Source organism: Micromonospora sp. C51 (assembly GCF_018070435.1).
GTDB lineage: Bacteria > Actinomycetota > Actinomycetes > Mycobacteriales > Micromonosporaceae > Micromonospora > Micromonospora sediminimaris.
The window spans coordinates 74,091-88,526 of the sequence record NZ_JAGPXQ010000008.1; the positions used below are offsets into that span (position 1 = coordinate 74,091).

A 14,436-nucleotide genomic window follows, 5' to 3' on the forward strand; every position below is an offset into this window, starting at 1 on the left:
GGCAGGCCTCCGCCGGTAGCTGACCACCGAGGCCGACGACCAGGACGTGATCCGGCAGCTGCGCTGCACGTTCCACTGAACTCCCCTGGCGACGGTCAAGACGCTTCGGCTCTGGACGCTGGGTCCTTGGTGGAGCTTCCTTGCGGTCGCTGCCGGAGGAAGTCGTCGAGTGTCGATGCTGCGGAGTGATTGTGCAGAGCATAGAGTCGTCGGGCCTCGGCGGCGTGCCGGCGGGCGGACGCCCGCCGGTGAAGAGTCACGCTGACGCGTGCCAGGCCGTGGTACGCCGCGGCGAGCGCGATGTCGTCGGGACAGCTGGCAGCCGCCGCAGCCGCCTGCCGGAATGTCCGCCGCGCGGCGAGACGCCGGCCCTGGCGCAGGAGCGTCTCCGCCAGCGCGTTGAGGATCAACGCACAACTGCCCGGATCACCCAACTTCCGGGCCAGATCGAGCGCCTGCTCGTACCGGTCCCGGGCGGGCGCGAGCCGGCCCAGGTCCCGCAGGGAGTCCGCGTACTCCCAGAATGCGCCCGCCAGGAGTGTCCGGTCTCCCAGCCGGGTCAGCGTGTCGATGGTGCGCTGGTGGTGCTCGGTCGCCTCCTCGACCCGTCGCTCTGCCGCGGCGATGCCACCCAACCCTGAGTGTGCGGCTGCCTCGGCCTGGGCATCGCCGTACCGGAGGGCCACGTCGAGGGCCTTCCGGTAGGCGCCGGCTGCCTCGGCGTACTGCCGTTGTTCATGCAGGACAGTGCCGATGCCGTACCAGATTCTTCCCTGTAGTGGCTCGTCAGCTGCCCTCACCGACTGGTCGAGTGCCGCACGGTAGAACGGCATGGCCCGCGCCCGCTCACCCTGCCAGAAGGTGACCATGCCGAGCAGCAGCAGCGCCCTCGCCTGGCAGCGGCGGTCGCGCGCCCTGCGCGCGGCGGCCAGCGCCCGTTCGCCGTATGCCCGCGCGGGGGCGTATCGACTGCGCCGTAGTTCGACGGCCGCCAGATCGTGTAGCGCGACGCCCAGCGCAGCCTGATCGTCGACGGACGTCGCGGCCCGCGCTGCCGCCTCATGGATGACGGCTGCCGTCGGCAGCATGCCGGTCGTGTCCAGGTGCCGGCTGAGAATCGCGGCCAGGTCGACGGTGTGTCGGGGCAGGTTGCGTTCCGCGGTGGCGACCACGCGCGCCAGCACCGGCATCTCCCGATCCAGCCAGGCCCGGGCCGTTCCGGGCGCGATCAGGTCAGGGATCCTGACGCTGGACGAGGGGACCGCGGGCAGCGTGGCGCGTAGCGACGGGTACGACACGCCGACGGCGACCGCGGCGCTCACGCGGTAGTGGTCGAACAGGAGGCGGCGCGTCTCGTCCACCGCGTCCTCCTGGTTGGCGAGGTCCAGTGCATATTGGCGGAGCAGGTCGTGCAGGGCGAAACGTCCACCGCCCCGTGGCTCGACGAGACTCGCGCGTGCGAGTTCGTCCAGCAGGTGCCGCGACGTGTCCGGCGTGGCGGACGTCATCGCCGCCAGGGCGTACGCGTCGATGTCAGGCCCGGGATGCACCCCCACCATGCGCAGCGCGCGCCGTTCGGCTTCGCCGGGAAGCCGGCGGTACGACCAGGAGAAGACCGTTCGGATCGCGCTCAACGGATCCCCGGAAGGGCTCAGTACGGTCATCGCCGTGGTCTCGACGAGTTGCTGAACAAGTTGGCCCAAGGGCTCGCCGGGATACTCGGCCAGCCGCCGCGCGGCGATGCGTAGGGCGAGCGGCAGACCAGCGCAGTTGTCGACCACCGCGCGCAGAGCGTCCGGCTCGGCCTCGGCGCGCGGGCCGACCAGTTTGGTGAGCAGGGCCAGTGATTCCGCGTCCGGCATCCGGGGCAGGTTGATGCGGGTGACGTCGGTGGTGGTCGACAGACCGGCGAGAGTGTCCCGGCTGGTGATCAGGACCATGGTCGGCCCGGTGCCAGGGAGCAGCGGACGGACCTGGTCCGCCGAGGCCGCGTTGTCGAGCACGACGAGCATCCGACGGCCGGCGACCAGAGTGCGGTACTGCGCGGTGCGCTCGTCGAGGCCCTCCGGAATCGACGGGCCGGCGACACCGAGGCCGGCGAGGAACACGGCCAGGGCCTCCCGAGGCGGTACGGCCTGTCCGGGATGGTAGCCCTGCAGGTTGACATGCAGTTGCCCGTCGGGGAAGTGCGCGCGACTCCGATGGGCCCAGTGCATGGCGAGCGCGGTCTTGCCCACCCCCGCGGTCCCGCAGATCAGCACCACGGCGGGCGTGGTGGCCGATCGACGCCGCTGCCGGCCGAGCCGCGCGACCTCGGCGGCCCGGCCGGTGAAGTACCGGGTGCTCGCCTCCAGCTGCGCGGGCATCGGGGCGGCGTTCGCGTTCGCGCCTCGGTCCCGGTACCGCAGCGCTCCGGTCACCGTCGCCGTGGTGGTGACGACCGCCAACAGCAGGCTCAGCACGGAGGCGACCTGATCACTCTGTCCGAGACCGATGCGCAGAAACAGCCACGCCAGGAAGCCCTCGACACCGAGGACCACGAGCAGAATCGCGACGATTACCAACAGTCGCCACCTCATTACTCAATGATATCGACCCGTGTCACGGCCCTGGTCTGCATGAATGCGGCCGGTCCGGCTGTGCGTGGCACCGCCCGACCCGAGCCTGGTGACGCGGACGGCGGTAGGGGTTCACGCCACGACGCTGACGGGAGACCGCGCGGGTTGGTGGCGTAGTGACCGCCAGGTCGGCAGCGCGCTCGCCAGCACCGCCAGCAGCAGGCAGAGGCCCACCACCCCGCCGACCACCGACCATGGCACCACCAGGTCGACCGGCACACCGGCCTGCTCGGCGAGTCCGGCACGGATGCTCAGCAGACCGACGAACGCGACAGCGCCTCCGAGCAGCGCCCCGATCAGCACCACCAGGGCGGACTCGGCCGTGACCAGCCAGATGACCTGCCGGCGGGTCGCTCCGGCCAGCCGGATCAGCCGCAGGTCCGGCACCCGGCCGGCAGCGGCCATCAGCAGCGTGTTCGCCACCGCGACAGCCCCGTAGCCGGCCGAGACACCGATCAGCAGCAGCGTGGCGAGCCAGACGAGGCGATCCCCCGCACGATCCGCCTCGGCCGCCCACCCTTCGACGTCGATGATCCGCGCTCCGGCCGGCGGATCGATCCGCTCCTGGACGTACACCGCGGAGGAGAGCGCCGACGGGTCGTGCTCCCGCACCATGGACCGGGGCAGGAGCAGATCGCCCGGGATCGAGTCGTCGGTGACGACAGCGACGACGCGCAGCGACACCAGTTCCCCGTCGGCGAAGACCAACGCGTACCGATCGGTTGGCTGACGGTTCGCCGATGCGGTGACAACCACCGTGTCACCGCCGCTGAGGTCGCTGAGGGAGCCGGCGGTGACGGTGAGCGCGCGGTTCGCGGCGGCGAAACCCGCCGGGTCCACGCCGAGCGCGGTCAGTGGCCGGTTCACCGGCGGCCTGGCCGGGTCGCTCACGAACACCGTCGTCGGTAGCAGGGCGGTGCCCCCGGTCGCCGCGACGGCCTGGTCCGACAGGCCAGGTGTGCGGTCGGGCACGACGATCCAGCCGGCGTTCACGTTGTCGGCCCGGCCCGCCGCGTAGGCGGCCGTCGTGGTGCGCACCATGCCGGAGACCAGCACCGCGAACGCCACAGTGAGCAGCACCGGGGCGGCGATCGAGGCCGTCCGCCGGGTCGCGGTCAACGCCCCGGCCCGGACCAGCATCCCGATCGCACCGCCCGGTCGACGCACCGGCACACGCAGCATCCGCACCACCGGGCCGACGACCGTCGGGGCCAGCACCGCGACACCGGCCACCAGGGCCATCACCGCGTAGAGGGCGAACGTGGCGGCACTGCGGGCGTCGTCGGACGTCGCGGTACCGAGGCTGAGGGCGACCCCCACCGCGACGAGGAGCGCCCCGGTGGCGGTTCGTAGCCGTCCGATCGGCCGTTGCTCCACGGCCGCCTCACGCAACGCCTCCAGTGGGCGAACGCGTGCTGCTCGGCGCGACGCCGACCAGACGGCCAGCAGCGCGATCAGCGGCCCGGCGGCGAGCGACACCGTGACCGGCCAGTGCTCGTAGCGGACCCGGAAGGTCGCCGGCTGGAATCCGACGTCGACAAGCAGTCGACCCAGCACCGGAGCGAGCGCCGCGCCGGCCAGGAGCCCGGCGAGTCCCGCCGTGACACCGACGACGAGCGCCTCGACGTACACCATGCGGCGGATCTGGCCACTCGTCGCGCCGACGGCGCGCAACAAGCCCAACTCACGGCGGCGCTGCGCGACCGTGAACGCGAAGGCGGAGGCGACCACGAAGACCGTGACGAAACCGGCGAGAACCGCCGTGGCGGTGAGCACCTGCATACCGATCCAGCGGGTACGGGCGTCGCCCCGAGGCTCCAACGCTCCGCGTCCGTCGCCGGTCAGCGCCCGTCCGTCGTCGCCGACGACACCGCGGGCCGCCGCGGCGACGTCCTCGGCATCGACCCCCGACGCGACAAGCAGACCGATGGCCCGGACGCCGGGCGCGAGCGCGGCGGCAACCTCGTCCGCGACGTAGACGCCGGGCGCATCGACCAGACCGGTGACGGTGTACGACTGCGGCCCTGCTGCCGTGAGCAGGGTGAGCGGCCTGCCCGGACGCAGCCCCAGCGCACGGTCGACGACCACCTCGCCGGCCTGCCGGGGCGCCTCGCCGGCGGTGAGACGGAATCCACCCAGCCGGGTGCTGGACCAGCCGTGCCCCTGGTGGGCGTCCTCTCGCTGGCCGTCGGTGGCCGGGGGCCGGCCGTCGACCAGCGCCTGGGCGTAGAAGGTCCGGTCCGGCACCGCGGCCGTGACCCCCGGCACCTCGGTCAGCCTGCTGGTGAGTTCCGCCGCCCTGGCGGCCGACCAGGGCCGGGTCGGCGCGAACGAGTCGGCCGACGCACCGGCCTCGGGGCTCTGGACGACGACTGCCGCGTACGCCAGCCGGTCGGGCACCTGCGGGCGTCCGGAGGCGAGCAGCAGGGTGGCTGCCGCTACCAGTGCCACGCCGACGGCGACGACCACGAACGCGCTCACCGACCTTCGGAGGCTCAGCACGACCGCTCCCCGGCGATCTCCGCCGGGGCGGTCTCCTGCTCGGCGATCCGCGCGGCGACGACCGTAGCGGTGATCCCGCCGGTCATGTCGTCGACGATGCGGCCATCGGCGAGCAGCAGGACCCGATCGGCGTACGCGGCGGCGATCGGATCGTGGGTCACCATCACGACGGTCTGCCGGTGGTCGTCGACGAGTGCGCGCAGCAGCCGAAGGATCTGCCGAGACGCCGCGCTGTCCAGCGCCCCGGTCGGTTCGTCGGCGAAGACCACCGCGGGACGGGTGATCAACGCCCGCGCCACGGCGACGCGCTGCTGCTCGCCGCCGGACAGTTCGCTCGGCCGGTGGCCGGCCCGATCGGCCAGCCCCACGGCGTCGAGCGCGGCAGTGACGTCCCGGGCCGGGGGGCGGCGCCCGGCCAGGCGCAGCGGCAACTCGACGTTCTGCGCCGCGGTCAGCGTGGACACCAGGTTGAACGCCTGGAACACGAAGCCGATCCGCTCGCGACGCAGCCGAGTCACCTCGTCCTCGCCCAGGTCGTTGAGGCGACTGCCGCCGATGACGACGGTCCCCTCGGTGGGCCTGTCCAACCCGGCCGCGCAGTGCAACAGGGTGGACTTGCCCGAGCCCGACGGACCCATCACCGCGGTGAACGTGCCGCTGGCGAAGCTTGTCGTCACGTCGTCGAGCGCCGTCACCCGCCGCGCTCCGGTGCCGTACACCGCCCGTAGCCTGGTCAGGGTCACCGTCTGTGTGGTCATGTCCGCCAGCGTGCCGGCTCGAGCAGGTGTCGGGCGTCGTGCCGCAGCGGACAGTTTCCGGTCCGCCTCTGAGTGGAACCGGGTGCCGGAACGCGGCCGAAGTCCTGCCTGAGGATGACCACCCACAGGTGGACGCGCCGGGTCCGGCCGGCCGATACGCTCGGGCAGGTGACCGCCTTCCTGCTGACCCGGCGGCTGCGGCCGGTGGAACTGGCCACCGTGGACGCCGTGCTCGCCGTGTCGGTCGGTGGGCTGCTCGGTCCGTACGCGGCGCTGGAATCGCCGCTGCGTGGTGGCGTGCACGAACCGCTGTGGGTGTCGGTGCTCGTCGGGATGGCCCTCGGGTTGCCGTTGGCCGTCCGCCGACGGTGGCCGGTCACGGTCGCCGTCGTGATCAGCTGTGTCGCCGCCGTCGCCCTGATCACCGGCGTGGTTCCCAGCTATGCCGCCGCCGCGCCAGGGCTCGCCGTCGGTCTGTCCGTCTACACGGTGGCCGTGTCGACGAGCATGCACCGGTCGGTGCTCTGCGTCGCCGGTTGTCTCGCTCTGGTGAGCGTCGCCCTGGTGTTCAGCGAGAGTGATCTCTGGTCGCGGACCGGTGCGGTCGGCTACGCCGCCTTCATGATCGTGCCTGCCGGGATGATCGGCTGGCTGGTCCGGGAGCGCCGCGCCCTCGCCGTCCGTCAGGGCGAGCACCTGGTCCGCCAGGCCGCCACCGACGAGCGGTTACGGGTGGCGCGGGACGTGCATGACGTGGTCGCGCACACGCTGAGCCTCATCGTGGTGAAGGCAGCCGTCGCCAACCACGTCGCCGAGGCCGACCCCCGCGAGGCGGGAGCCGCCCTGCGGGTGATCGAAGAGACCGGTCGCAACGCGTTGACCGACGTCCGCCGGGTGCTCGGCGTGCTGCGCGAGGGCACCCCGTACGCCCCGAACCCCGGGCTGGACGAGTTGCCCGCGCTCGCCCGGCAGGCCGCGATCGGCGGTGTCGACGTACGGCTCGACGTGCGACGGGAGGAACCGGCCGCCGCAGCGGTGCCGGAGTCGGTGGGTCTGGCGGTGTACCGGATCGTGCAGGAGGCGGTGACGAACGTGGTGAAGCACGCGGCGCCGGCCAACTGCTGGGCGACGGTGACCGTCACGCCCGGCGAGGTCAGGGTCGAGGTGATCGACGACGGCCGCCGCCCGGTCTTCCCCGTCGGGGAGGGACACGGGATTGTCGGGATGCGGGAACGGGTGGCGGTGCACGGTGGCGAGTTCCACGCCGGTCCACGCTCCAGCGGCGGCTTCATCGTCACGGCCAGCCTGCCCTACCGGGCGGCCGCGTGATCCGGGTGCTGATCGCCGACGACCAGGCGCTGCTGCGTGGCAGTTTTCGGCTGTTGGTCGATTCGACACCGGATTTCATCACCGTCGCCGAGGCGGGCACCGGCGCGGCGGCCGTGGCGCTGTCGGCCGAGCACCGGCCGGACGTGGTGCTGATGGACGTGCGGATGCCGGAGATGGACGGCATCGAGGCGACTCGACGGATCTGCGGCGATCCGGCGGGTGCCGGCACCCGGATCATCATCCTGACCACCTTCGACCTGGACGAGTACGTCTACGGGGCACTGCGCGCCGGAGCCAGCGGGTTCCTGCTCAAGGACACCCCGCCGGCGGACCTGCTGGCCGGCATCCGGGTGGTGGCCGCCGGCGAAGGGCTGCTGGCACCGACGGTGACCCGCCGGCTGATCGACGAGTTCGCGCGTCGGCCCGAGCCGGCCCGGCCGCTGCCCCGGCGGCTGGATGCGGTGACCGAGCGGGAACGGGAAGTGCTCACGCTGATCGCCCGCGGCCTGTCCAACGCGGAACTGGCCACATATCTCAATCTCAGCCCGACCACGGTCAAGACGCATGTCGGACGGTTGTTGACCAAGCTGGCGGTACGTGATCGGGCGCAACTGGTCATCGTTGCCTACGAAACGGGCCTGGTTCAGCCGGGCGGCCCGCGCTGGTCGGCTCGCCCGCATCGACGGGAGCCATGAGCCGGTACGTCGCCCGGCTGCGTAACGCCTACGCCTCGACCGCCGACGCTCCGCAGATTTCCGGAACGTTTCCGGAAGTTGTTGACAGTGCGTCGGGGCGATATCGAGACTGACCGTTCGGGGACATGCACACCCGTCGATCGAGAACGTCCAGCGTCAAGGAGGGCCCGTGAACAGCGACCTGCGCCAGCGAAAAAGGGTTGCTCGAACAGCTGTGCCGACGGCGGTGTTGTTGCTGATAAGCAGCGCTGTCGCGGTCCAGTCGAGCGCCCCGGCCGCGGCGGCCGAGACCACGCTGCGGGCCGCTGCCGCCAACGCCGGGCTGTTCTTCGGCGTCGCCGCCTCCCCCAACCGGCTCTACCCGATCGTCGGTCAGGAGTTCAGCCAGCTGACGCCTGAGAACGACATGAAGCCGGACAGGATCGCCACCTCCAGCGGCGGGCTGCAGAACACCAGCGGTGCGGACACCTTGGTCAACCACGCCCAGAGCAACAACATGCTGGTCCGTGGCCACACGCTGGTCTGGCACTCGCAGGCCGGCGCGTTGCAGGGCGCCAGCCAGGCGACGCTCAACACCTTCATCGGCAACGCCATCAACCGCTGGGGCAGCAGGATCGCGTACTGGGACGTGGTCAACGAAGCGCTGGAGGACAACAACACCGGCCGGCGGCGCAACCAGTGGCCGCACACCATGAATCGGGACGCCAACGGCGACGGTGACTTCTTCGACGCCGGCGACACCGACGTCATCCGGGACTCGTTCATCCGGGCCAAGCAGGTCGTGCAGGCCGGCGGGCTGAGCACCAAGCTCTGCATCAACGACTACGACGTCGATGGCCTGACGGTGCAGGGCGGCACCCCGAACCGCAAGGCCAACGCGCTGTACGACATCGTCCGCAACTACCGGCAGTACATCGACTGCGTCGGGTTCCAGGCGCACTTCAACGACAACCCGAACAGCATCATCACCGACGACCTGCAGGCCAACATCCAACGCTTCGCCGACCTCGGCGTCGAGGTACACATCACCGAGCTGGACATCGACGACGACCTGAGCAACAACGACATCGGCGCGGGCCAGGCGGAGAACTACCGCAAGGTCGTACGGGCCTGCCTCAACGTCGCCCAGTGCACCGGCATCACCGTCTGGGGCATCTCCGACAGCGAGTCGTGGCGCTCCTCGGAGCGGGGCCTGCTGTTCACCGGCGGCAACGGCAGCTACCAGAAGAAAGCCGCCTACCACGCGGTTCTCGACGAGCTGAACAAGGGCCGCAACTCCACCCCACCGCCGACCACGCCGCCGGTGACGCCGTCCGTCCCGCCGACCACGCCGCCTGTCGATCCGACCACCCCACCGCCACCGACCACGCCGCCGACCACCGGATGCTCCGCGACGGTCTCGCTGAACTCCTGGACCGGTGGGTTCGTCGCCACCGTCAGGGTCACCGCCGGCACCGCGCCGATCAGTGGCTGGAGCGTCCAACTCACCCTGCCCTCCGGGGCCACCGTCACCAACGCCTGGAACGCCAACCGCTCCGGCAGCAGCGGCACCGTGCAGTTCAGCAACGTCAGTTACAACGGCTCGGTGAACGCCGGCCAGTCCACCGAGTTCGGTTTCCAGGGCACCGGGACCGCCACCGGCCTGACCCCGGTGTGCACCGCCAGCTGAACATCACCTGTCCTGATCGGCCGGCATGCCGGCCGATCAGGACAGGCACCACGGCGACGCAACGAGCCGAGGCGGGTCAACCCGACCGCAGCCGGGCTCGCCATGGATGATCCGGGTGGACCAGGCCGAGCGTCGCGTCCAACCAGCCGCGTTCCGCGCGGGACAGCAGCGGCAGCACGCCGGTGAAGTCGGCCTCATCCTTGTCGCGCGGGTGCTTTGCCTTGAACAGCAGTACGACCTCGATAGCCAGGTACGGGATCCCGTCGTCGCTGCGCCGGATGATCTCGCGATACGGCCGCCGGATCCGCCGTTCGTCGCGGCGGCAGAGCCAGACGTCGCCGTCGTGCGGCTCCCGGAAGACGTCGAAGCGCCACCTGCCTGCCGCCGGATCCCAGGCCCACGTCTGATGCGAGTCGCCGGCCAAGGCGTCGGCCGTCAACGGCACCAGCGTGCCCTCACCCGCCGGCACCCAGAAGTCGAGCTCGGGAAAGAGCGGCGGCAGGAGCGCGAAGTGCGCCCCAGGCACGGCGACCTCCAGGTCCCCGTGGGCCCGGGTCTGCTCGCTGCGGAACAGATCCACCGCCCAGCCGGCCGCGACGTACCAGGGGATCGGCAGGTCGCGAAGGCGTTCGGCCATCTGGACCGGCTGCCAGGCCTCCCACGCATCGACATCGGGATGGTTCACGACGCGAGCCTACGGCGTAGGAGAGAGCCGATCGTCTCAGCGCCGTCGGCGACAGTGACACCACGTCACAAGCGGTGGTGACACCGCGTCACTGACGTCTCCGGCGCGTCCGCGCTGTCATGGGGACACGCTCGTCGTGGACCAGCAGGCCACCTGCGTGCGACATCGCGAGCGTCACGGCTGCCACGCCAACGGCCGACCGCCCTGTTCCGCTGACCGCGACGCGGCCGTGCTCGGACGAACCAAAGCACCGGGAGCCTCGGCAGTACGGACTGGTGCGGGTCACCGGGTCGAGTGTGCGGCACCATGACCGGCGCGGATCACCCGGCCAATCGGTCGTCGCACGACGGAGCAGGCTGGGCTATAGCGTTGAGGCGGCTGTGCCATCGCGGCCAGCGGGGGGAGACATGGAACTTTTCGGACGGCACGCCGAGACCGCGGTACTGGACCGGCTGCTGGATCGGGCGGCGGATCGCGCCGGTTCCGGGCTCGTGCTGTGGGGTGAGCCGGGCATCGGCAAGACCGCTCTGCTTGAGTACGCCGTCGAGACGGCGTCCGACGCGACGGTGTTGCGGTGTCGGGGCATTCGGATGGAGACCGGGCTCGCGTTCGCCGCACTGCACGAGTTGCTGTGGCCGGTGTTGGACCGACTGGAGACGCTCCCCGCCCCGCAGGGTGCAGCGTTGCGGGGCGCGCTGGGAATGAGCCGAGAGCCGGCCAACCGATTCCTCATCGGCGCTGCCGTGCTGTCGCTGCTCTCGGGTCTCGCCCAGGAGCGACCGGTGCTGGTCGTGGTGGACGACGCTCAGTGGGTCGATGAGGCGAGCGCGCTGTGCCTGGGGTTCGTCGCCCGGCGGGTGGCGACGGAGCGGGTCGCGATGCTGCTGACCGGACACGAGGATCCCGCATCGGGGCCGTGGGAGGGGTTGCCGGCCCTGGCGGTCGGAGGTCTGGCCGACGAGGACGCGTACCAGCTTCTGACCGCTGTCGTGCCGGGGATCGACACGGCGCTGGTCGATCGGACGGTACAGGCGGCGGGTGGCAACCCGCTGGCGCTGCACGAACTGCCCACCCTCGATCGCGAGACCGACGGCGGGGCGACCCTCCCGCACTCCGGGAACCCGGTGCCGGTGGGCCCACGGTTGCGGCGGGCATTCTGCGCACGGGCCGAGGCCCTGAAACCGTCGACCCGGGCGTTACTCCTGCTGGCTGCCGCCGAGGGCCGGGGCGACCGGCACGTCGTGCACCGTGCCGGCGCCGCCTGGGGCATCGACACCTCCGCCTGGGACGAAGCCCTGCGTTCGGGCCTGCTCCATGCCTCGGGAAGCCGCCTGGAGTTCCGGCACCCACTGATTCCGACAGCCATCTACGACGGTTCCCCCTTCGCGGAGCGGCAGGCTGTGCATCAGGCGCTGGCGGCCGCCCTGCCGCGGGACGCCACCATGGAGCGGGCCTGGCACCTGGCAGCCGCTGCCGACGGGCCGGACGAGGACGTCGCCACACTGCTGGAGCACGCCGCCGAGGAGTGCCTGCGACGCAGCGCGGGTCCGATGGCGGCTCGCGCCCTGGGTCGGGCCGCCGAGCTGTCCCCGAAGCCAGCGGACGCCACGCGCCGGCTGGCCGCCGCCGCCCGCGCCGCCTGGCACGCCGGCAACGCTGAGGCGGCGCGGCAGTTGCTCGAGGAGGCTGAACGCCTGAGCGGTGTGCTTCCCGTCGTCCGGCAGAGCGGCGGGCTGCGCGGGATCCTCGAATTCGCGTACGGCATGCCCGAGCGCGCCCACCATTACCTGACCAGCGACATGGCCGCGGTACCCGAGACCCGCCGCGCCCTGGAACTGGGCACGGTGGCCGTCCGCGCCGCCTGGTCGGCCGGGCGGTCCGATCTCCAGCAGGAGGCGCTACGACGCGTGCGGGCCGTGGACACCGCCGCTGACTCCGCGGTGTCGGGACTGATGCCCGTGCTGGAGAACTGGTGGTCCTGCTACGACGTGACCGGCGAGGCCACCCCGACGACCCGGGATCTGGCCAGCGACGTCGTCGGTCGGCTCGGTACGGTCGCGTGGGAGTTGCTCCCGCCCGTGCCGTTGGTCCAGGCCTGGGGCATCGAGGGTGGACTGCTCGACGTGCTGCGCATGCAGGCCGTGCAGCTGCGGCGTCGGCACGAGCTCACCGCGCTGGCACTGGTGCTGGCCCAGATCGCGGTCCTCGACACCGCCGCGGGCCGGTGGGCCGCCGCCGAGCTGGCGGCGACCGAGGGCCTGCGACTGGCCGAGGAGGTCGAAGCGGATCACCTCGCCACGCAGAGCCGAAGCTGCCTCGGCTTGTTGGCTGCCGCCCGCGGCGAGCATCGCGCCGTCGAGGAGCAGACCACGCGGATGTTGCAGGTCTCGGTGCCACGCGGAGTGCGGGCGCTCAGCGCATCGGCGTACTGGATCCGTGGACGGGCGGCGCTCTTCGACGGTCGTCCGCAGGAGGCGCTGAGCGACCTGCTGTGCCTCGTCGAGCCCGGCCACGAGGCCGCCCACAGCACCTTCGCACTGCTCGCCGCCCCGGACACCGTTGAGGCGGCGGTGCAGGTCGGCAACAGCGACGCCGCCGGGTCTCAGCTCGCCATGGTGCAGGAGTGGGCACAGCGTACCGGCGCCACCTGGGCTCGCACGGCCGGCCATCGGCTCAGCGCGCTCGTTCAGGGTGGATCGGCGGCCGAGGCCTCGTTCCGAGCCGCCCTGGACGTCGCGGGAGCGGGGACACAGCCGTTCGAGTACGCCCGCACCCGGCTGCTGTACGGGGAGTGGCTGCGGCGGGCGCGTCGCCGGGCCGACGCCAGCACACAACTCGCCGCCGCGGCCGAGACCTTCGATCGCCTGGGCGCGGGCCCACTGCGGGTGCGGGCGCTGCGCGAGCAGGCCCTGACTGACCGGCGGGCCGCCCTCCACGTGGCCGATCCTCCTACCGCTGCCGGGCTGACCGCGCAGGAGCTCCGGGTCGCGCGGTTGGCCGCGGTCCGTCTGACGAACCGGGAGATCGCGGCACAGCTGTTGATCAGCCCGCGCACGGTCGGCCACCACCTGGCCAACGTCTACCCCAAGCTGGGCATCACCTCCCGTACCGAGCTGGCCAGGATCAACTTTGATGGAGACCTGCGGCTCAGCTAGCGGGCGACGACCGGTCCGACCGTGCGCCGTCGGTCGTCGGGCACCGGCTGGCACCCGCCCGTCGGCGATTCTCACCGAGCAGAGTTCTGCTCCCACCGCGACGGGTCGTCCTCCAACGCGGCGCGGTCCCAGTGCCCCCGGTCCGCAGCGGCTTCGTAGGTGCTCTGGAGGAACTCGGCGACCGCACGGTCCGGGTCCGGTGCGCTGCGGGCGACCTCGTACGGCAGCAGGAACTGCTTGAACTCGGCACTGAAGTACGCGCCTTCGGGGCGCACCTGCTGCTCGGCGAACCCGTCGGGCTCGGGATAGGCGTAGGAGTAGAAGGCGCCTTCCTCGCCGCCGCCGGGCCAGAATCCGCAGCTGGACAGTTCCCGGGAGTAGCCCTCGACCATCACCCAGTCCCCGCAGTTGGGCACGCCGCCCGGGTGCGGTGGGGCCGACCGGCCGGAGAAGCGGGTGCAGGCGAGGTCCATCCCACCCCAGAAGAAGTGCACCGGACTGACCTTGCCCACGAAGTGCGACCGGAACTCGCCGATCACCCGGTTCGCCTGCAGCAGCTGTCGCCAGAACAGGGCGGCCGCCTCGCCGTCGTAGGAGGCGTGTTCGTGGTCCTCCGCGAAGGGAATCGCCGGATCGACCTCGTTGGGGCGCGGCCGGATCGGTGCCTCGATACCGAGTTCGTCGAGCATGGCCATGACCCGCGAGTAGAACTCGGCGACCGCCATCGGCCGGAGCGGGAGGCTCCGCGCGCCGCCGTTGCTGCTACGAACGTCGAGCCGATGGCCGATGAAGTCGAACTCGATCTCGAAGGCCCCCGTGCCGTACGGGATGGCGGACGTCGTCAACCCGCGAGGGCTCACGTACAGCGGCACCTGCCACCAGTGGTTGAGCAGCGGAGCGTGCGCCATACGGATCTTGCCCACGATCTGGGTCCACATGTGCAGGGTCTCGCGGGTGGGGGTCCAGTCCGAGACCCGCAGGCTCGGCCAGCTCGTCGTTGCCGGGCTTGTCATCGCTACTCACAT

The 14,436-nt window shown here is 71.6% G+C and carries 9 protein-coding genes; 4 read left to right on the forward strand and 5 right to left on the reverse strand.

The features are described from left to right. Window positions 1–95: 95 nt before the first annotated feature. The 3 genes from KBX50_RS11960 to KBX50_RS11970 all read right to left on the reverse strand — a co-directional run bounded on the left by KBX50_RS11960 (window position 96) and on the right by KBX50_RS11970 (window position 5,878). Window positions 96–2,579: a tetratricopeptide repeat protein gene (locus tag KBX50_RS11960; protein ID WP_210937099.1), complete on the reverse strand. Its 2,484-nt coding sequence runs from the start codon at window positions 2,577–2,579 to the stop codon at window positions 96–98. A gap of 111 nt (window positions 2,580–2,690) precedes the next feature. Next, complete coding sequence (locus KBX50_RS11965) at window positions 2,691–5,120, reverse strand: ABC transporter permease (protein WP_210937100.1); 2,430 nt, start codon at window positions 5,118–5,120, stop codon at window positions 2,691–2,693. Continuing rightward, on the reverse strand, window positions 5,114–5,878 hold the full coding sequence (locus KBX50_RS11970) for an ABC transporter ATP-binding protein (protein WP_210937101.1): 765 nt from the start codon (window positions 5,876–5,878) through the stop codon (window positions 5,114–5,116). Before KBX50_RS11970 ends, KBX50_RS11965 begins: the two co-directional genes overlap by 7 nt. Window positions 5,879–6,046: 168 nt before the next feature. Between KBX50_RS11970 and KBX50_RS11975 the strand changes: the two genes are divergently transcribed. The 3 genes from KBX50_RS11975 (at window position 6,047) to KBX50_RS11985 (ending at window position 9,571) form a co-directional block, all read left to right on the forward strand. After that, the gene (locus KBX50_RS11975; protein WP_307870922.1) at window positions 6,047–7,207 is read left to right on the forward strand and encodes a sensor histidine kinase; all 1,161 of its coding nucleotides are present in this window, start codon (window positions 6,047–6,049) and stop codon (window positions 7,205–7,207) included. Further along, window positions 7,204–7,902 (forward strand): response regulator transcription factor, encoded by a 699-nt coding sequence (locus KBX50_RS11980; protein WP_210937103.1) that lies wholly within the window; start codon window positions 7,204–7,206, stop codon window positions 7,900–7,902. Before KBX50_RS11975 ends, KBX50_RS11980 begins: the two co-directional genes overlap by 4 nt. Window positions 7,903–8,071: 169 nt before the next feature. Further along, on the forward strand, window positions 8,072–9,571 hold the full coding sequence (locus KBX50_RS11985) for an endo-1,4-beta-xylanase (RefSeq protein WP_210937104.1): 1,500 nt from the start codon (window positions 8,072–8,074) through the stop codon (window positions 9,569–9,571). Between the two features lie 76 nt (window positions 9,572–9,647). On the opposite strand, the gene KBX50_RS11990 is transcribed toward KBX50_RS11985, so the two are convergent. Next, window positions 9,648–10,256: a nucleotidyltransferase domain-containing protein gene (locus KBX50_RS11990; RefSeq protein ID WP_210937105.1), complete on the reverse strand. Its 609-nt coding sequence runs from the start codon at window positions 10,254–10,256 to the stop codon at window positions 9,648–9,650. Window positions 10,257–10,663: 407 nt separating this feature from the next. On the opposite strand from KBX50_RS11990, the gene KBX50_RS11995 reads away from it, so the two are divergent. Then, the gene (locus KBX50_RS11995) at window positions 10,664–13,411 is read left to right on the forward strand and encodes a helix-turn-helix transcriptional regulator (RefSeq protein ID WP_210937106.1); all 2,748 of its coding nucleotides are present in this window, start codon (window positions 10,664–10,666) and stop codon (window positions 13,409–13,411) included. Window positions 13,412–13,482: 71 nt separating this feature from the next. Here the strand turns inward: KBX50_RS11995 and KBX50_RS12000 are convergent, their stop codons facing one another. Then, window positions 13,483–14,424: a DUF5996 family protein gene (locus KBX50_RS12000; protein ID WP_210937107.1), complete on the reverse strand. Its 942-nt coding sequence runs from the start codon at window positions 14,422–14,424 to the stop codon at window positions 13,483–13,485. Window positions 14,425–14,436: the final 12 nt, after the last annotated feature.